The organism is Aliiroseovarius sp. PTFE2010 (genome assembly GCF_049943335.1).
Taxonomy (GTDB): Bacteria; Pseudomonadota; Alphaproteobacteria; order Rhodobacterales; family Rhodobacteraceae; genus JBNFVY01.
Genome location: NZ_JBNFVY010000001.1, coordinates 321010 through 344291 on the forward strand (window position 1 = coordinate 321010; position 23282 = coordinate 344291).

Here is a 23282-nt window from a genome sequence, read left to right on the forward strand (position 1 = left end):
AGGTCCAAGAGTAACGGCATAGGCGGGCAAATTTCGGCTCGTCAATATCGAACAGATGGGTCACTTGGACACCCATCAAGTAAAGGAAACATTGCAATGAAAAAGTTTTTCTTTGGCACTGCATTGACTGCCGCCGCTGTTTCGGCCGCTAACACTGCGTTCGCCGCAGGCGGCTGCACCGGCCCGGCCGGATGTGCGCCTGCTTCAGTTCCGGAAATCAACGCCTATGCTGGCGTTGCGGCCGTTGCCGTTCTGGCTGCTGCTGTTGCTCTGATCTGGGAGCGCCGCCGCGCTGCTGTCTAAGACGAGCATCTAAAAGATTCGGCCCCGCCTACGAATTGGGCGGGGCCTTTTATTTGTTTTGAACGAATTTCAGATTAAGCCTGTCACATGTCAGTTGCATCCCCGATGAAAACTCCTGCCCCGATGCTTGTGATAGGCAAGGTTCTGGCGCTGGTTCTGGTTGAACTGCTCGTGCTCAGCGCTGTCTACCAGCACAATTTCGAATTCACTTGCCGTGCATCTGCGCCCGAAAGCTTCTGTGCCTTTGCGGGGCGAATTGTGCCACGAGCATTGGGTGTCATTGCGGCGTTGGCATTGTTTGCCTTTGCGCGCAAAGACGTGATTTCCCGCCTGCTGCAAACATCGCGCGCCACTCTGGCCGCCGTTGGTCTCAATCTGACCGGGCTGGTGTTGATCCTGCTGCCATGGCTTTTCGTGTCCGATGCGAGCGCCCCTGCTGTGGTCGTCGTGGCTGCGATCACTTGGGTCGTGGGCGGGCTTCTCGCCGTGCTTGGGATCTGCTTGTTACTGGCACCGTGGAGCGGCTGGCGCGGGTTGCTTCGCGATCATGGCGCGGTCTTGGCTGTGTTGATTTTGGCGGGCCTGGCGCTTCCAGAAATTGCCGATGCAATCATGCCACTTTGGCAGATCGATGGCGTGACCGAAGCGACGTTCGCTGCCGTCGCCGCGACCCTGCGCGCGCTCGGGTATTCCATTGAGACGATCCCCGATGAGAAAATCATCGGAACAAACGAATTTTATGTCGCCGTTGGCGCCCAATGCTCGGGTGTTGAAGGTTTCGCGCTGATCACTGTCTTCGTGACAGTTTATCTTTTGCTGTTCCGCAAAGACCTGCGGTTTCCCTATGTTCTGCTACTTTACCCGATTGGGATCGTAGTCAGCTGGCTGTTCAACGTCTTACGAATTTCGGCGCTGCTGTCGATTGGGGCGGCGGGGTCGCCCGAGCTTGCGATTGGCGGCTTTCACAGCCACGCCGGGTGGCTTGCGTTTACCTTGCTGGCGCTCGGGTTGATTTTCACCAGCCGTGCGGTTCCCTTGTTTCGCAACACGAAGGTTGCACGCCAGTCCCATGGGGCCCCGCCGCCATTTTTCTCTGACCCGGTCGTGGCGCAGGTATTTCCGTTCATCATCTTTATGGCCTCGGCGCTACTGGCTTCAACATTCTCACAAACACCAACGGTTCTATACCCGTTGCGCGTTCTGGTCACCGCGACGGGGCTTTACCTGTTCTGGCCCTATCTAAAGACATTGAACTGGCGCCTGGATTTTCTGGCTGTCGCCACCGGGGTGCTGATCGGTGTCGGGTGGATTGTGACTGCCAGCGACACCGGCGATGTGCCGTTCGGATCCCTGACAGGCATTGCCCTGATCATTTGGGTCATCACACGTATCATCGGAACCGCCATTCTTGTTCCGATAATCGAAGAATTGATGTTTCGCAGCTACATCCTTGGCCGGATTGCCGGGTTTGATCAAAACGGCGATGGGCCAGTAGTGTGGTGGCGGGTGGTATTGGCTGTCGGCGTGAGTAGTGGCCTGTTCGCGCTGCTGCACGGACGTTGGCTGGAAGCGCTCTTGGCGGGCGTGATATTCGGGCTTTTGTACATCCGTTCCAGAAACGTCGTTGATTCAATCCTTTCGCACGCCGTGGCAAATTCTGTCATCGCTCTCTTTGCATTGGTCACGGGCGCTTGGCACATCTTGTAAGCAGGGCCGTTGCATGGGCCGCCTTGATTGGGTTTCTCACGGCGCTGGGTATTACAGGCGTCAGAATCGCAAACTCCGCAATACAGACCGAAACAAAGGGCATCGCAATCAAGCACGGCCCGTCGGTTTGGATCTGGGATCATCCAAGCGATAGGTTCGGTGGCCTTTCCGCAGTCATTGTAGAAGACGCGGGCAAATCGATAGTCGCAGCAAGTGATCGCGGGACGATTTTCCAAGGGTCGATCGCCAGATCCGACGGCGGGATCGAGAGCATCGCGGTCGAGCGCGAAGTTGAAATTCGAGCACCGACCGAGGGCGAACCCGAAACCAATTTTCTGACCGATCTTGAAGGTCTGTCGCGAATGCAAGACGGCGGGTTGGCACTTGCCTATGAAGGCTATGCAAGGATCCGGACCCGCGAAGCGATAGATGCACCGTCAATTACACTTCATCACTGGGCGGAATTTCAGGACTATTTCGGGAATGGTGCGTTTGAAAGCCTTGCAACCTTGCCGGACGGACGACTGCTTTTCATTGTCGAAGAACCAAAAAAGTTTGGGTCCGCCACCGCTTTCGTTCTTGATGGTTCTGAACTGTCCGCTCCGTTTTCTGTGCCCCGATCCGATGGCTATTTGCATACAGGTTCGGACCTGGGGCCGGACGAATGTCTTTATACGTTAGAGCGCTCGTTCAGGGTCGGAGCGGGTTTCCGGTTCCGCTTTACCCGCTATTGGCCAGCAGATGGGAATTGGTTGAATGCAGCCAACTGGAACGCTGAGTTTCTGTACGAAAGCGCGACGGCGCGCATGGGGAATGCCGAAGGCCTGTCGGTCTGGACGAACGGTAGAACAATCACGATGACGGTGGTTACCGACGACGGTTTCTTGCCGTTCACCCCAACCCGAATGATTGAATTCGAAGTCTCGCCGGGTAAATGTCGCGGTCAATCCTGATCCTGCCAATTCTGATCCGGTGGGGGCGCCAGATCCTGGCCCCGTGGGTCAACCAACATGGCCATGAACCACCCGGCCACGAAACCACCCAGATGTGTTTCCCAGGCCAGTTGACCGGCCATCGCCCACCAAAGTACCACATTCAATGCGATCAACATGATCACAGCGCGCGCGACCGGCCAAAGCCGCTGACGGCCAGAATACCGGTCAACGTAATTCCAGGCCAGTACGGCGCCGGCAAGGCCGAACAGTGCGCCTGACGCCCCGACCATGGGCTGTAAAGTCGGCGCCAGAACTCCGAAGAACACCGCGCCGCCCAGCGTTGAAGCTGCATAGACCAGCGCGAACCCGACAGGGCTCACCCGTGCGATCACGGCCCGGCCAAGCGACCACAGGGTGATCATGTTCACGGCAAGATGCCACAAACCACCGTGCAAGAACGAATAGCTGAAAAACATCAGGTAGGGCTGGGTGTCATAGTTCGGCGTCCAACCCCGCAAAAGCCCCGGCCAGAACCCGAAGTTTTCGACCACCCGGCGCCGTAGACTGGGAGCTTCCAGAAACCCCCAATCCGCGGCAGTCAAAACGCATTCAATGGCGACACAGACCACAGCCAACAGGACGAGTGGCCAAAGTTGTCCCATTCCCGGTTCGTTATTCGGATCTGTGCGTGCCTGCATTCGCGCAAGATGACGCGGTTTACGTGTATTGAACAGGGCCTACTCGACAGTTTCCGTTGGAATGAAACGCGGCAGACGCGCAAGGACCTGCGCCATCATGCGTTCAATTCTTGCACCTGCCTGTTCTTCCGTTTCGTCGCCCACAATCGGGGTCGTAAACCGCACCAGTGCGCCATCAGTCCGTCCGTCCAAGAGGCTATCCGAAACAACCGATAGTTTGGCCATGAAGTCATTGGTGTATCGGCTGCCACGTTGCTCGAACCAGTAATAGACCAGTTGTTTGCTGACGCCTTTCTGGATTACGGCTTTGTTGACGTTGAAGGTCCCATAAGATGTTTCGGGAAAGCTCAGCTCGCGCTGCCCAATGGAATAAACTTCCCAGCCACCGACGGGCAAACAGACCTCAGGTGAATGGATGCCGGACCCTTCGGTCTGTTTGTGATAGAATGCCGAAAAGAAATTGACCGTGGCTTTTTCCTGACTCGAACGGAAATGTCCGTCGATGTAGTCATCAGCACCCAGCGTTTTTTCCACGGCGGGGTCCAGGCGGTTTTGCAACCCGGACCAATCGTCCATGACGCGGGGAAAGATCGCAAAACTATCCCGCTCAACCGGAGGTTTCGGTTCCGGTTGAATGAGAACCCAAGCCGCCGTCACCATTGCCGTCAAGAGCGTTGCTGCAATCAACGCGGCTGACAAGCGGATACCCCAAACGCGTTGGAACACACCGCCCAGACCGTTGAAGTCCAGGTCGATCGCTTCGGACAAAGGCAGCGGGTTTGGCGTCAGACGCTGCAAGGCTATGGCCATCAAAAACAGGATGCCGACGCAGAAGCCAAAGATGACCCACCCTTCGAAAAAGTGCAGGAACCCTTCGGCTTGTTCGATGCCGTAGGAATTCACCAGAACGCCGATCATCCCGATACGGAACGAATTCATGAAGACTGTCAGCGGCGCCGCCGCGAGCAACAGAACAGCCTTGTGCCACATGGGTCCGCGGTAAAGGATGGCGAACAGGTAAGAAAAGCTCAGAATGGGGAACAGGTATCGCAATCCGGAACAAGCTTCTGCCACCTGCAATTGATAAACACCAAGGTCGATGATGTTGCCATCCAGAAACACCGGAATTCCGGCCAGTTTGATGAACCACACCCCCAGAACTGACGACACACCTTGCAGGAAAACGGTGAATTTCCAGTAGATGAACTGGGGCAGGGGCAGCATGAAGACCAGATGGAACACTGGCAGTTGGTGATGCTTGCCCCGGTCCCAACCAAAGATGGTCAATACGACACCGGCAACCCAGATGATCAACGCATAGGTGTTGATATCCGGGATGCGCACCACGTTGCCCAGAATACCGATTGCCAGCGCCAGGCCGATGACGATGATGCCGGGCCAACGATCGGTAACCGTTTCGTTCGGCGGTTGTGAGTTACGAAGCTCGCGCAGAAACAGGTACAGGGAAATCAGCGGGATCAACGGCCCGTGACTGTATTCGGGGGTTGCCCAAGCGCTGCCCAACGATTTGAGACCGATCCAGAATATCGGAATGGCCGACACGATCAAAAGTACGAACCACCCGAACCCCAGCGGGTTTAGTGCGCGCCGCGCGGTTTGAGGGGCATAAGCTTGGTCAGTGAAAGACATGAACAATTTCCGGGGACAGCCAAAAGATCAATAAAACAAATTTGGGACCGATCCTAACAGGATTCGGCATAGTGATTCAGAAAAAACGCACCATCCAAGCCATTGCTCACAGAACTCTGATCAGATTGTTTTCAGGGTTTGGACGCTGGGCCACCCGAAGCTGGATTGTTCAGTGGCGCCAGTCGAACGTTTTCTGGATAGACAAAGACACGGAATTTTCGTCCACGTCCGGGCCCGAAGCTGGTTTGGAAAGCGCATGGCGATACCCAACCACAACATCCCACTCCTGGGCCAGTTCACGACGATATTCCAAACCGATATCCATCCGCTGCGCCGTGCTCGATGATGTGAGCGTGTCGGTCTGAGCGAAGTTCAAGCTGGTATTCCATCGCGATACGGAATTGATGTCTTGGGTATATTTCGCAGTGGCTGCGGTGTTGATCAGGTCTTGGTTCAGATCGTTGACGGAACTGGATTGAAACAGCCGGAACTCTAGCCCGCCGCGGGGTGTTTCGACCAGATAGTTGGCGGAATACAGCGGCTGCCAATCTTCATCATCGGGTTTGACCACCCCGATCGAGAACCCTGCCTGGCCACGTTGCAGATCAAACGCGCGACCAGCCGACAAAAGATACTGCCGTCCGGTCGTTTCGACTTCGCTGGAAAAATCCAGCGAAACGGTCCCATTCACCCGTGCAAGCTCAAGGCCGCCACCGAACCCGAATCCCTCTGTTTCCGTATCGACTACGCCGGACACATCGTTCCACTGATAGTCTACGAAAGCCGAGGCGCTCAGATCCGGCCGGATGTCGGTGGTAAGCACAGATGAAAGTCGTGTCGTCTCGCGCAAGGTGTCGGCGGCGTTGTCCACATCGTACCTGGATCCATCCAAAGCGACCTGCAAACGCGTCGTCGGGTTCAGATCGAAACGCGCTGTGACGGTCGCCGATGCCCGTTCGTAGTCACTAAGCGACGGGTCCGTCGTATTGGAATAGTCGCGTTGGGTGTATGACCCGCGAAACGACATGCCGAACGGAGCGGACAGACCCGTTTCAACACCAAACCTCAACCTGACGTCCGATCGCGTGCCGGTTCCCAAAACAACTTCGCGCAGGTCCAAATCGCCGGTGTCTGTCAGCGTGCTGAGGTATCCTAGCGATTCCACGTCGTCTTGCAGGTAGGACCCCGAAAACTCCAACGATGTGTTTCGCGATCCGGTTGAATACGCAAAAGATACGCTAGGGTTGACGACATCGACCGCTTCGTCTGTTTCAGCCGAGATCGATCCATCTGCATCGAAACTGAACCGCGACGCACGTGTTTCCGTGGCATAGGAGACCCCGAGCTGCGTCACAGCCTCGAGTCCCGATCGTTCTGCGCTGTCGAAATCCAGATTGTCAGATGCAACGATAGACTGTCCAATGAAGAACTGACTGATCACACCGCCAGAATCCTGAGCAGATGCAGCTGAAAACAAAGCCGAGCTCGCCACCGCAAGCCCGGCCGAAATTTTGATCTTTTGCCCCACCGTCATCTTGTCACTCGAACAGCCTGCGTTCGGGAACCAAAATTACATCGCCATCTTGCAAAACGATGTCACTCAGCAATTCGGCGCCATTCGCAACGGCTTTGTAATTGAAGTTGAACGCAACGGGTTTGCCGCTGCGCGAATCCGTTCGACGCAGCTGAATGCGCTTTTGGGCGGCAAATTTCGTGAACCCACCGGATTCAGCAAGCGCTTGCAGCAGGGTCGTTCCGCGCGGCAGGTCCTTTTTGCCCGGTACGCCGACTTCACCCAGGAAATGCACGTCGATCGTAGCCGGCCCGGATGACGACCGCGACGCGGCCCGAAGATCTTTTACCGACACAAACACGTTCGGTGGCGTGGCAAAATTCGATGCAATAGCCGACGCGACCGAGCTTTGCACTTGCTCAATCGTTTGGCCGCCTGCGTTCACCGTGCCAGCGAACGGAAAGCTGAAGCGACCATCGGGAAGTACCAGAACGTCGCGATTGAGAGATGGATCTTCGAGCACTTCAACCCGCAGGTTGTCACCCGATTTGATACGATACGAACTCTGCGCAAAAAGCGAGGTTGCGGTCAGGATCGCCAAGACAGCCAGGACAAGAGTTCTCATAACAGGCACCTTCAAATAGCGGTTTCAAACTACAAATGCCCAAGTATGGGGCAAAAATAAACTACTTGCGCGTTCCGTCACCCAACTGCGCACAAATTGTGCCAGTTACGCCACGGTAGGAACGTCACTCGGCGTCGCGCAGGAATTGCCGCGCTTCTTCGATTTCGGGCCGCGTGTCCAGCTCGCCTGTTGCTTCAAGCACTGCTTCGAAAGCGGCTTTCGCGGATTCGGTATTCTCAAGCGCCTGGTATGTCTTTGCCAAATGGTACTGAACGATTGGATCCGTGGACAGCGCTTTGGCCGCAGGTTCCAGATAGGTCAACGCCTCTTCAAATTCGCCGCGTTTGAACAGGATCCAACCGAAAGTATCCTGAAATGGCGGAACGGTGGTGTTGCGCAGGCGTTTGGCCGCATTATAGGCGCGCTCCAAGCTTTCCGGATCGTCCCGGTGGTTGGACAGCAAACTGGCAAGGTTGTTCGCAATCACCGGCGAATTGGAATTTTCGGCATACATGTCTTCATAGACAGCAATCGCGCCATCTATGTCGCCGGACCGTTCAAGGATGGTCGCTTTGGCCCAAAGCAGGTTTGGCGAAGCCGGATTGGCAGCGATCCCGTCCGAAATCGCCTTGTTTGACAATTCGGTCTGCTCTGTCGCGGCGTATGCACGTGCCAAAGCGATCCAGACGCGATCCCGCGCAGGATCTTCTTTCACCAGCTGTTTGTATCCTTCGATTGCGCTTGGAATGTCACCCGCAGCCGCTTGCGTGGCATAGAGCATGAACCTCAGCGACGGATTTTCGGGATCTTCCGCAAGCGCTGATTCAGCGGACGCCAAGGCATCTTCCACTTTTCCAGCACTCAGTAGCGCACGCACAACTGCGATCTTGGCTGCTGAATTGCCGTCTTCTTGGGCCAATTCAGACAGATACTCCAACGCGCTGTCGGGCCCTTCCTGTTTTGCCAGCAATTGAACTTCCAAGGTGCGGGCATTGCCCTGCGCTTGTTCTGTGCCGACGCGGCGCAGCGTATCCACGATCTGTTGCGCACGGCTGATATCATCCATCGCCAGATAAAGCCGCCCAAGTTCATTGAGCACAGAAACATTGTTCGGGTTCGCACGTAGCGAAGAAATCAGCGTCGATTCGGCAGGAAGATAACTTTCCTCGCGTATCAACCCACGCGCGTAGCGGATGCTTTCTTCGGGGGCATTGCCGGACTGTTCGACAGCCAAGGACAGAAAGTCCCGGGCCAGATCCTGGTTCCCCGCCCGGGTGTATGCCTGGGCCATCAAGGTCATTGCACCGACATCCTCGGGTGAATTATCCAACACAGTTCTGAGCGTCGAAATCGCCTGGTCGGTCTGGTCGGCGTCGATCTGCCATGCTGCTTGCATCTTCAGCGCTTCGGTCTGGTTGGGAAATTCGGCCAGAACCTCTTCGACCAACCGTCGGGCACCAACTTCGTTGCCCATCGATATCAGCATGCGGGCCAGCGCGACACGCACGCGCGAGAGATCTTGCTCGGGCTCGGCCGTAGCAAGGATATCTTCCAGTTCAGCGATAGCCACATCGCGCTTGCCTTGCTCGAACTGAATGCCAGCGCGCAGGCTTCGCATAAGAACGGGATCGGCACCGGATTCCAAGCTGCGCGTGATTTCCGCCAAAGCGGCGTCAGAGCCGCTCTGTTGACGCAAGAACTGGACCAGCATCAAGTAATATGCAGGATCTTCGGCGGTGGGATCTGCAATCGTACGCAAGAAATCCTCGACCTTTTCCGGCTCCTGCCGGGCCATGTAAAATCGAATCAACTGACGTTTGAGCGCTTCATCTTCTGGGAAAATGTCGATCATGGTTCGCAGTTGCGTTTCAACTGCCGGGAAGTCTGCAAGTTGCGTCAGGACTGCAAGCTTTTGCAGGTGGAAAACCTTCTTGTCGCCTTCACCTTCGATCGCCAGGTCCAATTGGGCCAACGCGTCGGCAAACTTTTGATCGCGAAGATATCCCTCTATCAAAACGCGGCGCAGCAGCGGGTTATCGGGCAAATCCTCTGCCAAGGCGGCCGCGTCCGAAACGGCAGCCTGCATGGTGGGCCGGTCCTTGGCAATGGCTGCCTGGCGGAAGCGCGCCGTTGTTGCGATCGCTTTCACCCGCGGGTCATCGCCGGCCAGTTCCTGGACCTTTTCGGAATGGCGATCGAATTCATCCCAATTGCCCGTCAGGAAAGCCATTTCTGACAGTGCGATGCGGCCTTCCACATCTTCTGGGTACTGTTCGATCAGACGAAGATATTGTCCGAATGCCTCGCGCGTGTTGCCTTGGTCGCGAACGATACGTGCGTATGTGGTCCGCGCCTCGCGGTGCAGTGGGTCGAGGTTAAAGACGTTCCTGAACTCGACCAGCGCTTTTTCCGTTTCACCACCCTCGAGCAGGGCGACGCCACTTTCGTAATGTTCTTGGGCCCGTTCCTCTGACGATTTACACGCGGCAAGGGAAAAGGAAAGAGCGGCAATCGCGGCCCAGCGGACTATCGAGTTGGCAATCAAAACGTACCTCGTGAATTCTAGCTATCGCCAAGGTGTATAACCCAGCTTGCTCAGGTTTGTAGCGGTTTCAAATAAAAACGGCCACCCAGCGTGTGGGTGGCCGACAACCATTGGACTTCAATGTGCGGTGAACAAGGCCCCGCCTTTGATCAATATCCTGTTCCGCGCAGTACAACGCCAATCGTGCGGGCCAGGATTGACACGTCCGTCAGAAAGGACAGATCGCGATGGTACGCGTCATCAAACAGCGCGCGATCACGGAAAGTGCATTCATTGCGATCCGAAATCTGCCAGTTGCCGGTGATGCCAGGGCGCAGGTGCTTGTAGTTCACGCCAGGGTAGATGGATTCTTGATCAACCATCATGGGACGCGGCCCCACCAAAGACATATCGCCACGCACAACATTAAAGAGCTGCGGCAGTTCATCAATCGAGGTTTTCCGAATGAACCGCCCGATGCGCGTAATTCGGGGATCGTTTTTCAGCTTTTGCGAGGTGTCCCATTCCAGGCGCGCGACCGGATTCGCTTCTAGATAGGCCTCAAGCTCCTGGTCGGCGTTCATCACCATCGACCGCAGCTTCCACATACGGAACCGCTTGCCATCCTTGCCCACGCGCATCTGCGAGTAAAACGGCGACCCACCATCAAGGGCGATCAAAATGGCGAAACAAATAACAAAGGGAACGACGAACGGCGCGGCCATCAAAACAAGCAGCGTGTCCAAAGCACGCTTCGTGAAGCGGCGGTAAAAGTTCGGTTTGCAGGGGGGTGTCGAAATCCGTGGGCTCAGAGCGTCCACGTCGACATCTCTTGTCAAGTGCGTCAAATGCAAAGTCATCTATGTAATTCGGCCTTAAAAACGGCCGACCTTATCAAAGTTGCAGCAGGACACCAGCAGAGGTGCCTAAGAGTGCGGGCCCAAAATACGGCTCGCAGACAGAGTATAGGTTGTCATTTAACGATTTGGTAACGGTTCTTGCTGTTTGATTAACCAATATTTGGTCGATATTTGGCTAATACATTGATAAATAACGGTAAATATAGAGGGGGAATTTTGCTCAATAATTGGCCGTACGACCGTCTGATCAACTTGTGGATGTGTTGGGGCGGGAATCAGTTGCTGCGCTGCAGCAAGAAGCGGCAGGATTGGTCAGGATTGGGAACCAATACGTCCTAACAGGGCGAATCGTAGATGCCAGAAAGGCTCACCGAGCTGTGAAATCACATTGATGCCGTAAAGCTGACGTTATTCTACTATGCTTACACATATTGGTGGTGGCATCGCGCCCAAAGTCGTTGATAGACACATGATCAAAGAACACGAGAGGTAGGCTGCCAGTGAGCGCCGAAATCTATACCGAGTATTATGGCTTCTCAGAGCGTCCTTTCACGCTCTTGCCCGATCCTGACTTCCTGTACTGGTCCAAGCCGCATCGCCGTGCATTCGCCGTACTCGAATATGGGATCATGTCGCGTGCGCCGTTGACCGTCGTGACCGGAGAGGTCGGCGCGGGCAAGACGACTCTGGTTCAGCAGCTCTTGCAGAACCTGGAAGAGGACACGGTGATCGGCCTGATTTCGAATGCGCAGGGCAATCGCGGCGATCTTCTGCGCTGGGTTCTCAATTCCTTGAACATTCCCTATGGAACTTCTGACGACTATGTCGCGATGCATCAGATGCTGCAGGATTTCTGTATCGATCGGTATGCCGAAGGGTTTCACGTGGTGCTGGTGATCGACGAAGCTCAGAATCTGAGCGCTGAATCGCTCGAAGAGCTTCGCATGCTCACCAATATCAATTCCAACAAGGATGAGCTTCTGCAACTGATCCTTGTCGGGCAGCCAGAACTGCGTGATATGATCGCCCAGCCGCGTCTCCGCCAGTTCGCTCAACGCGTTTCCGCTGCCTATCACCTGGATCCGATGGATGAGCAGACGACCGAAGAATATATACGTCATCGCCTTCGTCACGTTGGTGGGACAGGGGATGAGATTTCGTCATCGGCCATTCGATTGATCTACGCCGAAACAAATGGGGTTCCGCGACTCGTGAACAAGCTGTGTGATCTGTCTATGGTATACGCCGCCGGGGCTGATATGCGCTCGGTCGGGCCAGCCTTGGTGAAAGAACTGATAGAAGACGGAATTTTCGTGAATCCTAAAACCGAAGTTCCGCTTTATTTGGATAGTGGAATGAACCCGCGTGGAGCTGCGGCAGAATGAATTTGGACCTGAAATTTTATTGGAAACTTTTTTTGCGCCGTCTGCCTGCTATGACGGCCCTTTTCCTTGTTTTTTCTTTGATTGGGGTGGCGCTGGCGATCAAGCTTCCGACCAGCTACAGCGCTGAAGCGCGCCTGATCGTCGAAGCGCCGCAGATTTCGGACGTAAGCGCGGTTACCGAGATTTCAGATGGGCAAACGTTAGAAATCATTAAGCAAAAGCTCTTGACGCGCGCCAACCTGATCGACATTGCGCAGGATCGGCAGGTCTATCAAGACATCCGAAAAATGTCGGGCGACGAAATTTTGGCGGCCATGCGCAACGATGTTTACGTTCGCTACGACGTACCCCGCAACAGCGCCGCTATTATGCAGATCGGGTTTTCCGGGGGCGATCCCAAGACCGTTGCAGCCGTGGTCAACGACCTCGTCACGCTTGTTCTCAGCGAAAATGCCAAAATTCGTACCGGACGCGCCGTCGATGCGCTGGCGTTCTTTGAACAGGAAGTCGAACGACTGGAAGCGGAACTCAGCAAGCAGAACAGGCGGATCATCGAATTCAAGGCACAGAACGCTGACGCGCTTCCCGATTCTATGGAATACCGGTTCAGCCGCCAAGATCAGCTGCAGGAACGCTTGGAGAGGATGGAGCGCGAGATCGCCAGTTTGCGCGAACAAAAACAACGCATCACCGAAGTGTACCAGGCGACGGGACGCGTTCAGGCCCAAACCTCCCGAGACCTTTCACCCGACGAAGCGCGGCTTCAGGCGTTGCAGGACGAATTGCAGTCGTCGCTGACGATTTATTCGGAAACTCATCCCAAGATTCGTGTCTTGAAGACACAGATTGCAGGTCTCGAAAGCCAGGTGGCCGCCCAGGTCGGCACGACCAGTTCACAATCCAGCAACAACCAACAGGACGCCCTGTATGATTTGACGGTCGCTCAGATCGACTCGCGGATCCAGAGCCTGCAAAAAGAGATTGCTGAGACCGAGGGCGAATTGCGCCGTGTCCAAGACAGCATCACACGCACCGCGCCCAACCAGATCACTCTGGAAGGACTCGAGCGAGACCTTGAAAATACGCGGTCCCAATACGATGCCGTCGTTCAACGTTCGAACGTTGCGGCCATGGGTGAACGCATCGAACTGAGCTCGCGCGGCCAGCGCATCAGCGTCATCGAAAACGCAACCGTACCAACCAAACCGTCCAGCCCGAACCGGCCCATGATCATGTTTGGTGGCATAGCTGGTGGTGTTGCCGCCGCCCTGGGGCTTTTCTTGTTACTGGAACTTTTGAACAGGTCAGTCCGCCGACCGGCCGAGATTGTCGCGCGCCTTGGCGTCACGCCGCTCGGCGCCATTCCTTACATGGAAACCGCATCGCACAAATGGATGCGCCGGTCATTCCGTGTTGCGGCGATGTGCTTGGTCGTGTTTGGAATTCCAGCCGCCCTGTGGGCGATTGATACCTTTTACCTCCCCCTGGACCTTGTCGTTGAGCGTGTCATCAACAGAGTCGGCCTGGGTTGATTATTCGACGGATTAGACAAGTATGGAAAAGCTACAAAGCGCGATCGAAAAGGCCCGGGAAAAACGTTCCAGCGACCCCGCTGAGCGTGCGGCCAAGTCTCAGCAACGCCAGGTCAAGCGGGCGGGTAGCCCTGCTGCCCGTTGGTCCGAAATCAAACCATACGAACCTGACATCGACCTGCTGACCAAGAACCGGATCGTCACCTTGACCCCGTCAGCCGAAGCCAACCCGTTTGATATCCTGCGGACAAAAGTGTTGCTTCAAATGCGCCAGAACGGTTGGAAGCGGTTGGCCGTCACGTCGCCAACGCCTGAATGCGGCAAAACCACGACCGCCTGCAACCTGGCTTTCGGAATGAGCCGCCAGTCCGATCTGCGAACGATGCTCTTGGACTTTGACCTGCATCGTCCCGCTGTCGGCAAGTATCTGAACATCAGTTCGGGCGACGCAATTCAACGAATATTGGAAGAACAGGGCAAGTTCTCGGAATTGACCCACTGCTATGGCGGTAACCTGATTATTGCATCCGCGCGCCGTCCCACGGCTGATCCCACCCGATTGTTGATGAGTGGCCGGGTCGGAGAACTGGTCGACGAAATCCAAAATGACTACGATCCGGACTTGATGATCTTTGACCTTCCACCGCTGCTGTCGAACGACACGACGCGGTCGTTTCTGAAAAACGTCGATTGCGCCCTGATCATGGCGCGGGCAGGATCCACGACTGTGTCCCAGATCGACAATTGCGAGCGTGAAGTGGCCGAACTTACGAATGTTCTGGGGATCGCACTCAACCACTGCACCTACATCGAAGATGGCCAAAAGTACGACTATTACTGATCGGTAGGCCTCATTTTTCGATGGGGTTCAGGGCTGCACTGCTTTGATTGCGACCATGCCCGTGTACGGACCGGCCCATTGCCGCGACTGGACCATTCGCCCGCCAGCGCGCCAGTAAAGATTGGTGAACTGGATATCGCGGCCGCTGCATTGCTCGGCAACCAGATGGGTGTTCAAGCCCTCCAGTCGACGCGATCCACGATCCGAAACCCGGCAGTCAAACACCATACTTGTGATGTGATCACTGCCGGTCAAAACGTCCACAATACGCCGCGCCGCGCCGGTATTTCCGGTTTCGATCAGCCGGCTTAGGGCGGTCACATCGCTTGCCATCACGTCGCCGCCTAGTCCGCGCGTCTCGACAAGGATTCCATCTTGAAACGTAAGGCTGACACCGTCGGATCCCAGCCAGGTTTCGTATCCCTTGTTCGAGCTGGACAGGCGAAACGGCGCCGCCGTGCCCCGCGCTTCGACCGAAACCTTCATCGCTGGGGCGCCTTCTGCTTCAAGCGCCAGAAAGCGCGCAGGTGCTTCAATCGGCGCATTGGAGAGCCTGACAGCACTCTGCATGATTCCTGAGCTTGAAGGATCGGATGAACAGCTTGCCAGAGTAAAAACCACTGGAAGCGCGAGCAGTTGGATGAACTTCATCTCCAGAACCTCCCCCACTGGCGTTCAAGGACGGGGCGGTGGTAGCCCCGCGTAATTTCATAAAGCCGGTTCGCAACGTCCAGCCGCGCGCCGCCATCCCGTGTCACCGGCCGAATAACGGTTCCAAAGCCTTGTTGTGATGGGCGCCCGGACAGCCAGGACAAGGGCAGGGAAATGCGGATACCTTTGTCGAATGCACCTTCGCCGAATTCATCAAACGGCACGTCTGTCAGGGTAAAGAAGGCGCCAATGCGCACACCATTGTTGAATTCGCGGTCCAAACTGAACGTGGCACCCCAATCGCCAGCCAGATAGCGGCCCATGTCGATCTGGGCCAGAAAACCGTTTTTGAAGTCGTAATATGCTGATGCGTGCCCCGTCACGACGTCATAGTCCTGAAATCCGAAACCCAGATCGAAATTCCGTTGCCGCGCGTAATTGACCTCAAGCCCAAAGGCCAACCGGTTGTCGACAGGTTTCCACAAAATTTCGCCCGACACGCCCCCGAACATTCGTTCAAGATAACCAAAGGAAACACGGGCGTAGGTGTTCGTCGCTGGTCGAAAAAAGTGCTCGGCGACGAGATAGGACAATTCCAGATCAGCGGCGCGATCATAAAGCACCGCGTCGCTTCGGACGTGGTGCAATGTGCCATCTGGTTCGGGCTCGGCCCCGTCCCGATTTCCCAGTAACGGTTGGCGCAAGGCCCCGTGCACCACCCATGCCGGGGATAGCTGATAGCTCGCCGCGATCTCGACCCCGGCATCGAACCGCAACGGGCTGTCTGGGTCAAACAACGTGGGCGACAGATATGCGCCGACCCGAAAATTGAACCTTTGGTCGGGCGACAATGGCCCGACATGTGAGCCAAGAACATAAGCATCGGAAATATGCGCCCTGACATAGGTCTGCCAACTTCCCCCGGGCTGATGTTCGTAGGATTCCAGATCGGATCGCTTCAGCGTGACGGCGGATAGCGCCATGGAGTTGCTGGTTGGGATAATGGTGAAGAATTCAATATCTGCCGGCAGGGTGTTGGCTAGGATCCGCGCGGCCCGCCCTATCGCTTGCGCTCCGCTGCCAAACCGCGCGTTGTTGATCCGCGCAATCGCGCGCCCCTGGTGCAAACTTATCCCACCAAGCTGCAATCCCTGATCAGCCAAGTCGTTGGCAAACCGTTTGCCATCCACGTCGCCCCAACTGGCCGCGGCAATGGCCGATCTTGGCAGAAGTTCGGGCGGCGCTTCGTCAATTCCGCCCGGTATCGGTGGCGATTTTGGATTGAAACCATAGCTGAGCCGGATGCCGAGTTGCGATCCATAGAGATAGTAAACCCCAAGCGCCAGGCCGCTGTCGAACTGATAGCTCACGCCAAAATTGACAGGGTTTTGTCTTTCAAAAAGACCTCCTTCGACCTCGCGCGTGTATGCATCCGAGCTGTATTCGGCGAGCAAGTGGAAGCGGTCTGTGGCGGCCCAGTCTACACCGCCGAATATGGCCGCATCGCCATGGAAAAGGGTTCCCAGTTTGAATTCACCTGTCCCGCCGGACACGGCCCGTTCCGAGAACCCGGGGATTGGGTTGGTGAAACCATTGTGGGTTCCAAGGCGCCCCCAGCCGATGCCGAAGCTCAACCTGACATTTTGCGCGATGCGCTTGGTTGCGACGATATATTCAGACGCATAGATGCCGGTGCCACCGAAGTCGCGAATACCGACCCGCAGATTAGGGCGCCACGCAGTTTCGAACGCCAGTTGATAGTAGAGGTCAAAACTTCGGTCGTAGTAATCAGTTGAAGGGCGCCCGGCGCGCAGATTGAAATCGCGTGCGGCGGTGTAACGAAAGCTGCCCCCGAGCCTGTGCGTAATTTGGAAACTGAAGGTCGAATGGGTCGTCTTGGCGAAATGAGCTACGGACAGGGAAATGTGGCCGTCCGGAAAAGGGTCGGCCGTCGGCATCTCGACGATGCCCGGGGTTCCAAAAAACGAAAGAGTCCGATCTTGAGCTCGCGCCTGATTGGTTAACGCGCCCGCCGCAAAAAGCAGGGCCAGTGCGGCAAGCAAGAATCTTGACGTCGTATTTTTCAAGCTTCACACCGCCGTTCTGAAGGGCGCGCGTGTTGCACCGATTGCATCAATCGCCATTTCTACCCCGCGCGCAGCGTTGTTCAGCAAAGTTTGATGCCGGTCATCCGTGGTGATGCCAGTTGTACTCTCGGCCACGGTTTTCTGCGCAATCGCCCCCGGATCGGTAAGGCGACCATCGAGCAATGCAGTCTTTCGCCCCATCAGATCGAAACACGCGGCCATTTTGGCATCCCAAGAAAGCCCGACACAGGGGATGCCATATGAATGCGCAACAATATTCGCATGCATGCGGTGAGAGACCACGGCCGAGAACCCGGAAACAAGCGCCATGAAATCACGCGGCGCTTCGCATCGTTTTGCGACGGTGATCATGGGTTTGACCGAAGATGGGATGGCGTCAAAAACCGAGCGCAGGCAGCTTTCGTCCTCGGCGGCGCCGTTTGTGAATAGCTCTACGGCCATGCCGCCGCGCGCAATTTCGGCCGCTAATTTCGCATAGCGCGAAACGTAGGTGCGCAGTGGCAAGCGATAGTCGCTTCCGCCATGGACGATCAGTGGGGCCGGGTGGGTTATCCCCAGGCCGATCGTATTGCTTGCCTTGGGCTCGGGGCGAAAATACCGCGATGCGAGAAAGCCGGGATCCGGAAACACATGAATATCAGGTACGGTTTTCTTGGTGCGTGCCAGATGCCGGGCAAGGTTGTCGCGGGACGCAAAATCGCGAACGGAAATATGCGCAAGGGGTTGGGCAAAAACCTTGCCGAACAAATCCGACGCGTCGGATGACCACTGCTTTGATACACCTACGCCCTGAATGGCAACGGGCAGCCCATGCCGCTGCGCCTGCGCGTGCGTTGCGGCGATTTTCAGGGGGAAATTCAGGTGAGCATCGGCAAAGATCTGCCCTCCGCCGAAAAGTACGCCACATGAACCTGGCATCTCACGATCGATCAAGGGAAGCAGTTTGGTGCGTATCTGGTTGCGAACCAATTGGCTCGCAAGACGATGCGAGACCGCCGGTGGAAGCGCATCAAGTGCCCTGAGCACGTGCGCGCGTTTATGTGAGCCCGGTCCATCAAACCTGGTGCGCCCTGCAAGATCCAACCAAGCGGTTGGAACACCTGCCGCGTGTGACACGCATTCAGCGATGACCCCGTCGCCCAGGTTCGGGCTGTACATGACGGCGCTCAGGATCAGACGGCCACTACCCATACCAAATTGCCTCTGCAGCTTTGAAAACGACATGCGCAATGCCCAACCCACCCACGATGGGCCAGGACGCTGGCGGCGCGATCGACGCGATCAGGGGAAGATAGAAGAAAAAGTACCGTGCGTTTTGAAAGGCGTGCGTCACCTCTGTCAGACCGTAAAGGACGCAGGCGAAGGCCAAAATTGGCACCCAGTTTGCGCGCAACCTTTGGAAAGATCCCGCAAAGCACAATATGGAAATGACGACGAGGATCGAGAACGCCGCATCGATCATCCACAGCCCCGTGTGCAGGGTGAAAAAGTGAAATGACGTCATGAAAATGGCGACGGTTTCGAAAACCGAATATTCTGGGTTTACCACATCGCGGGTCCACGAGAACCGTGCAACATGCGATCCAATGAACGGTAGGTTCGCCCCCACACCAGCGTCCATGGCCACGCTGATCAGGACCCCCGCGCCGGCAAAAGCCAGTGGCGCAAGGATCGGGAACCCGCCCTTTTGACCAGCGAGCACCATGCGGAACATGATCAACACGGCCAAGTTTGCCTCTCCGGTCATCGCAAGAAGCGCCGCCAAGGCACCTATGAATGCAAGCTCGCCCCTGACGGTCAGATCATGCCGGACAAGACAAAATGGAAAGACAAAGAATTCCCAATAAATCTTGGAGAACAAAAAGATTGTCATCGGCCACAGGGCCGCAATGACAAGCGTTTGTATGTTGATGAGCCGCAGCCGGTACAGGACGAAGGTGATGGACAGATTTGTGATCAGCAGCAAGAGACGTGTAAACGCTTCGGTTGACCGCACCACATCACCCGACAGCCAGCCGACGTAGGTATCAACTGCCTTGTATTCGTCGGGTCGCATCTCGAAAGGAAAGGCTGCTGACTGGATGACGAAGTAAGCCAGTGCGACCAACAACACTCCACCGGCCATACCCTGTTGCGGGACAGAACGCATCATGCTGACTGAGCCGGCCAGTTGCGCCAAGCGCTCAGATCGCGTCCCGTCAAATGCTCCAATTTGGCAATATCGCTGTCGAAACAGGCGGCCAGATAGGACCGAACGCTATCATCTATTTCGTCGGCCGAGCTGCGCGATGCTCGGTTTGAAAACAAGATGCGATGCGTCCAGGGATGAGACTTGACCTTGCCGACGACGGCGGGCGCTCCGATCGCGCGCAAGGCCCAGCCGACGTTTCTCAGCAAGTTGACCAGTCGGGGCGCGCGGGCCGTTCCACCTTCCAGAACGCGATCCGAATAGGGCAAATCTTCTATGTGGGTGACCCCTAGCGCAGCACAAAGGCCCATCCCGAACAAGGCGGGATCGCGGCGAAGATCGTCGAACCACAGAATGCGCACACGATCACGCCCCAGCGTGTCGAACGCGGCCTGGATGCGAGAATGGTAAAGGCTGTGATCTGTCAGCCCCGGCAGTTCGCGTACGGCATCGCAAAACCCAAGGCGTGTGCGCCCTATCTTTCGCAAATACCGCCAATGCGACAGCGTGCGTTCATACGGATTGCGTAAGGTGATCAGGTAAACGCTGTCCGGGGCTGTATCGCGCGCGATACGTTTGAGCGCGGCGTTGGAATACAGGTAGTCGTGGCAAATTTCACCAGTACGTTTGGCTGAACCGTCTGGAAACTGGGACAGATACCACTGCCATCCTTTTTCGTAGAACCGATCAAAAAAGAACAGTTCCTTGGCGCGCGCCAGCTTGACCTCTGGATGACGCGACAAGACGTGGTGCAACCACGTTGAGCCACATTTGTCCCCACCTAGATACAGGAAGTTGATGGGTGTTTGTTCAGCCATCCAGCCTCTCCATCAGTGTGCGTGGCACAATACCCGCAGCGATCCCATGCACGCGCCAGATGCGCCAATAGATCACCGCGTTCCAGACGATGGTGTGTGCCGCCAGAGTCAGGGCGGCGCCTGTAGCGCCAAACGCCATGCTGAGCGGAACGAGCGCGCATAGTGCGACAGCCAGGCTGATGGTCATGACTTTCAGTTGAAATGTCGCGTCACCTTGCATTTCCATGATTTGGGCGGTGGGGCCTGCCAGCGCCGAAATCAGGTATCCGGCTGCGATGATGAGCAAGACGGGTTTTGCCGCATCATATCCCGGAGCGAAAAGATCAAGGACCCAGCCGCCAGCCGCCAAGAAGACCAAGAAAGTTATTGTGCTTGGAACACCGACACCGATCAGTACCAGGCGGCATATGCGTTGCACGCTGGCACGATCATCCAAGGCGTGGTGACTTGCGATGAGTGGCGCGGCGATCATGTTGGTCGCCAGAAGAAACAGGTTCATCAGCATCGCCAACCGCAACGCCGCAAAAAATGCCCCGGTCTCTTGAGCGTCGGACACAAGCCCAAGAAACACGACGGACAGGTTGGGAGCCGCCGAAACCACGATCGAACTGCCCCATAGCCCGCCAAGCTGCGCGCGCCACCGGTCAGGTTCGCCAATGCCGCCTTTGAATGCCAAAGGCCCAAGGTGTGGCGACATGACAAACTGGATAGCCGTGATCATCAACAGCGATGTAGCTGCAAGCAGCAGCCATCCGCTCGCCCCAAGGGTCAGAAAACCGAAAGACGCGGCGACGGCCGCTGCGATCACGACCAGGCGCCATAAAATATCACGCGGGAAAAGTGCCCGGTTCATCGACGTCGAGGCACGCAAGATATGCGGCTGTAGTTCGCCCAAACCAAGCGCAAGTGTCAGCAAACCGGCCCCGATCAGCCAAGGTGTTTGACTGATGACACCTGTAAGCATCAACAAGATTGCACAGGCGCCTGTCCCGGCAAGAACGCGGGTATAGCAATAACGAACAAGCGCGCTCATATCGTTGTCGCGGCGCTCCAACGCGTAGATGGCAGCAAACCGGAGCGACAAGTTGCGCAATCCAAAGCTACCGAAAATTGCCAGAAATGTTGCCAGCGAAAAGCCGAATGCGAATTGGCCGTATGTGCCTGCGTTCATGGCTTTTGCCAGTGTAAGGAACATGACAAACGACAGACCCGCCGCGCCGATTTTGATGACAAGCGCGTTTAGTCCACCGCGCAACAGTTTGGCCAGAAGCTGGTCGGACCGCAGGCGGCCACCGAAATGCGACGGTGCGATCGTCATTCCGCGGCTACCGCGAAACTGGATTTGGGCAAATGAATTCCATTTTCCCGAAGAACGGCGATCATCCCGGCGCGAAACGCCGGTTCGCCGAATTGGACGGCGTGCGATCTGAGGCCAATGGGGTCAAGTTGATCCAGCTTATCGGCTTCAAACCGCTCAACCGCATCAATAAGCCCCTCGGCGGACTGGTCATCATATAACACCCCGGTTTTCCGATCCACGATTGTGTCAGTTGCGCCGCCACGCCCCAGTGCGATGACCGGCCGCCCCGACGCCATCGCTTCGACGGGCACAATTCCGAAATCTTCTTCGCCGGGAAATATCAGGGCCTTGCAGCGCGCCATGTGGTCCTGAAGTGTCGCAAAATCGGTCTTGCCGAGAAAGTGGATCGTATTGCCAGCCCTACGTTTGAGGTCTCGGGCCGTTTTGTCCGGTCCGCCGATCACGACCAGCTTCTTGCCCATCCTTGTGAACGCTTCGACAGCGAGATCAGGGCGTTTGTAGGGGGCAAGTTCACCGACCCACAGATAGTAGTCGCCCAGAGGGCGGGTGGTGATTTCGAACGCATCCACATCCACTGGGGGCGCAAGCACGGTCGCATCGCGGCGCCAGTATTTTTGCACGCGCTTTGCAACATGCGTGGAATTGGCCAGAACCGTATCGACCCGCGCGGCGCTTGTGACATCCCATTTCCGAAGGCCAGGCGCAAAGACGGGCATGGCCATTTTGGCGGCCGTTCCGGCCCCCGATCGATACATGTGGTACTGATCCCAAAGATATCGCATCGGGGTGTGGCAGTAACAAATATGGGGCGCATTCACCGGTGCGATCACGCCTTTGGCCGGGCCGCTTTCGGATGAGATCACCAAGTCGTATCCCGACAGATCAAGCCGTTCCAAAGCGCCAGGCATGAATGGCAAATAGCTCTGGTAGAGCTTTCGCGCCATCGGCATGCGCCCGACCGATGTTTCGATGATCCGGTGGCGCCGCAACGTGGGGCTGAGTGCTTTGGGATCGCATACATGGGTGAAAATGTCGGCATCCGGGAAGATGCGGCACAGCGCTTCCAGGACTTTTTCGCCGCCGCGCATCCCGACCAGCCAGTAATGTATCAATGCGACTTTCAAGAGTTCTTCCTGCGAATTCCGGCGGCTTCTCCGCGCGTTTGCGAACGTGTTCAGGGGCGTATGGTGCGTGGGGTACTGCCCGAGTTTCCACGTTGGTTGCGCATCGTCGCGCCTAAGGCCGCACCCCCGCCAGCAAAGATCAGCGGCGCGATAAAGAACGGGATATTCGTCGCTTCTTTCACGTCCGGAATGATGACGCTTTCGTCATTTGCCTGCATCGCTGAATCCGGCACAGCGGGCGCACAGGCTTGCAGCATCCCGAGGCTGATACCGGTTAGAATCGCAAAGGGGCGCTTCATGAAACTGTGTCCTTCGAGCTGAAGGTCGGCGCGAAAGAAGGGTCACCGGCCTGTGTTGGTCAGCTCAGTGTTAGACCCAATATGCTTAACCCACAGTTAAACAATCCCGCTTAGTTAACGATGTGTCCGGACATGCCTTCAGGTTGAAATTCCCAACGGCTGCGCCGGATACAAGCGCCGGGCGACGACCCCGGCGAGAG

20 protein-coding genes are annotated in these 23282 nt (G+C 56.3%); 6 read left to right on the top strand and 14 right to left on the bottom strand.

From position 1 onward, the window contains the following. Nucleotides 1-96 precede the first annotated feature (96 nt). The 3 genes from ACP2AV_RS01600 (at nt 97) to ACP2AV_RS01610 (ending at nt 2963) form a co-directional block, all read left to right on the top strand. On the top strand, nt 97-303 hold the full coding sequence (locus tag ACP2AV_RS01600) for a hypothetical protein (protein ID WP_426370901.1): 207 nt from the start codon (nt 97-99) through the stop codon (nt 301-303). A gap of 87 nt (nt 304-390) precedes the next feature. Further along, complete coding sequence (gene xrtE / locus ACP2AV_RS01605; RefSeq protein ID WP_426370902.1) at nt 391-2010, top strand: exosortase E/protease, VPEID-CTERM system; 1620 nt, start codon at nt 391-393, stop codon at nt 2008-2010. A gap of 23 nt (nt 2011-2033) precedes the next feature. Next, nucleotides 2034-2963, top strand: coding sequence for an esterase-like activity of phytase family protein (locus tag ACP2AV_RS01610; RefSeq protein ID WP_426370903.1), 930 nt, complete (start codon nt 2034-2036; stop codon nt 2961-2963). Here ACP2AV_RS01610 and ACP2AV_RS01615 read toward each other — a convergent pair. From ACP2AV_RS01615 to ACP2AV_RS01640, 6 genes are all read right to left on the bottom strand, one after another. Then, nucleotides 2954-3607 carry a rhomboid family intramembrane serine protease gene (locus tag ACP2AV_RS01615; RefSeq protein WP_426370904.1) on the bottom strand — a complete coding sequence of 218 codons (654 nt, stop codon included), beginning with the start codon at nt 3605-3607 and terminating at the stop codon, nt 2954-2956. The two genes, ACP2AV_RS01610 and ACP2AV_RS01615, sit on opposite strands and share 10 nt — an antisense overlap. Nucleotides 3608-3682: 75 nt before the next feature. Further along, a complete protein-coding gene (gene xrtD / locus ACP2AV_RS01620; protein ID WP_426370905.1) occupies nt 3683-5293 on the bottom strand; it encodes a VPLPA-CTERM-specific exosortase XrtD in 1611 nt (536 codons plus the stop codon). 169 nt (nt 5294-5462) lie between these two features. Next, on the bottom strand, nt 5463-6734 hold the full coding sequence (locus ACP2AV_RS01625) for a hypothetical protein (protein WP_426370906.1): 1272 nt from the start codon (nt 6732-6734) through the stop codon (nt 5463-5465). 97 nt (nt 6735-6831) lie between these two features. Next, nucleotides 6832-7431: a polysaccharide biosynthesis/export family protein gene (locus tag ACP2AV_RS01630; protein ID WP_426370907.1), complete on the bottom strand. Its 600-nt coding sequence runs from the start codon at nt 7429-7431 to the stop codon at nt 6832-6834. A 124-nt stretch (nt 7432-7555) separates the two neighbouring features. Next, a complete protein-coding gene (locus tag ACP2AV_RS01635) occupies nt 7556-9976 on the bottom strand; it encodes a tetratricopeptide repeat protein (protein WP_426370908.1) in 2421 nt (806 codons plus the stop codon). Nucleotides 9977-10125: 149 nt separating this feature from the next. Next, nucleotides 10126-10701, bottom strand: coding sequence for a sugar transferase (locus ACP2AV_RS01640; protein ID WP_426370909.1), 576 nt, complete (start codon nt 10699-10701; stop codon nt 10126-10128). A 614-nt stretch (nt 10702-11315) separates the two neighbouring features. Here ACP2AV_RS01640 and ACP2AV_RS01645 point away from each other — a divergent pair. The 3 genes from ACP2AV_RS01645 to ACP2AV_RS01655 are packed head-to-tail and all read left to right on the top strand — an operon-like array spanning nt 11316 to nt 14573. Continuing rightward, nucleotides 11316-12200, top strand: coding sequence for an ExeA family protein (locus tag ACP2AV_RS01645; RefSeq protein ID WP_426370910.1), 885 nt, complete (start codon nt 11316-11318; stop codon nt 12198-12200). Between the two features lie 50 nt (nt 12201-12250). Then, nucleotides 12251-13732 carry a GumC family protein gene (locus ACP2AV_RS01650; RefSeq protein WP_426370911.1) on the top strand — a complete coding sequence of 494 codons (1482 nt, stop codon included), beginning with the start codon at nt 12251-12253 and terminating at the stop codon, nt 13730-13732. Between the two features lie 22 nt (nt 13733-13754). Further along, a complete protein-coding gene (locus ACP2AV_RS01655; RefSeq protein WP_426370912.1) occupies nt 13755-14573 on the top strand; it encodes a CpsD/CapB family tyrosine-protein kinase in 819 nt (272 codons plus the stop codon). Nucleotides 14574-14600: 27 nt separating this feature from the next. On the opposite strand, the gene ACP2AV_RS01660 is transcribed toward ACP2AV_RS01655, so the two are convergent. The 8 genes from ACP2AV_RS01660 to ACP2AV_RS01695 all read right to left on the bottom strand — a co-directional run bounded on the left by ACP2AV_RS01660 (nt 14601) and on the right by ACP2AV_RS01695 (nt 23082). After that, entirely contained in the window at nt 14601-15143 is a 543-nt protein-coding gene (locus tag ACP2AV_RS01660) for a YjbF family lipoprotein (protein WP_426370913.1), read from the bottom strand. 77 nt (nt 15144-15220) lie between these two features. Continuing rightward, nucleotides 15221-17311: a YjbH domain-containing protein gene (locus ACP2AV_RS01665; RefSeq protein WP_426370914.1), complete on the bottom strand. Its 2091-nt coding sequence runs from the start codon at nt 17309-17311 to the stop codon at nt 15221-15223. A gap of 3 nt (nt 17312-17314) precedes the next feature. Further along, entirely contained in the window at nt 17315-18556 is a 1242-nt protein-coding gene (locus ACP2AV_RS01670) for a polysaccharide pyruvyl transferase family protein (RefSeq protein ID WP_426370915.1), read from the bottom strand. Then, on the bottom strand, nt 18516-19484 hold the full coding sequence (locus tag ACP2AV_RS01675; RefSeq protein ID WP_426370916.1) for a hypothetical protein: 969 nt from the start codon (nt 19482-19484) through the stop codon (nt 18516-18518). The genes ACP2AV_RS01670 and ACP2AV_RS01675 overlap by 41 nt, the downstream gene beginning before the upstream one ends. Further along, nucleotides 19481-20338 carry a hypothetical protein gene (locus ACP2AV_RS01680; RefSeq protein WP_426370917.1) on the bottom strand — a complete coding sequence of 286 codons (858 nt, stop codon included), beginning with the start codon at nt 20336-20338 and terminating at the stop codon, nt 19481-19483. Before ACP2AV_RS01680 ends, ACP2AV_RS01675 begins: the two co-directional genes overlap by 4 nt. Continuing rightward, nucleotides 20331-21656: a lipopolysaccharide biosynthesis protein gene (locus tag ACP2AV_RS01685; protein ID WP_426370918.1), complete on the bottom strand. Its 1326-nt coding sequence runs from the start codon at nt 21654-21656 to the stop codon at nt 20331-20333. The genes ACP2AV_RS01680 and ACP2AV_RS01685 overlap by 8 nt, the downstream gene beginning before the upstream one ends. After that, complete coding sequence (locus ACP2AV_RS01690; protein WP_426370919.1) at nt 21653-22783, bottom strand: glycosyltransferase; 1131 nt, start codon at nt 22781-22783, stop codon at nt 21653-21655. Before ACP2AV_RS01690 ends, ACP2AV_RS01685 begins: the two co-directional genes overlap by 4 nt. Nucleotides 22784-22833: 50 nt before the next feature. Further along, nucleotides 22834-23082: a hypothetical protein gene (locus ACP2AV_RS01695; protein ID WP_426370920.1), complete on the bottom strand. Its 249-nt coding sequence runs from the start codon at nt 23080-23082 to the stop codon at nt 22834-22836. Between the last annotated feature and the right edge of the window lie 200 nt (nt 23083-23282).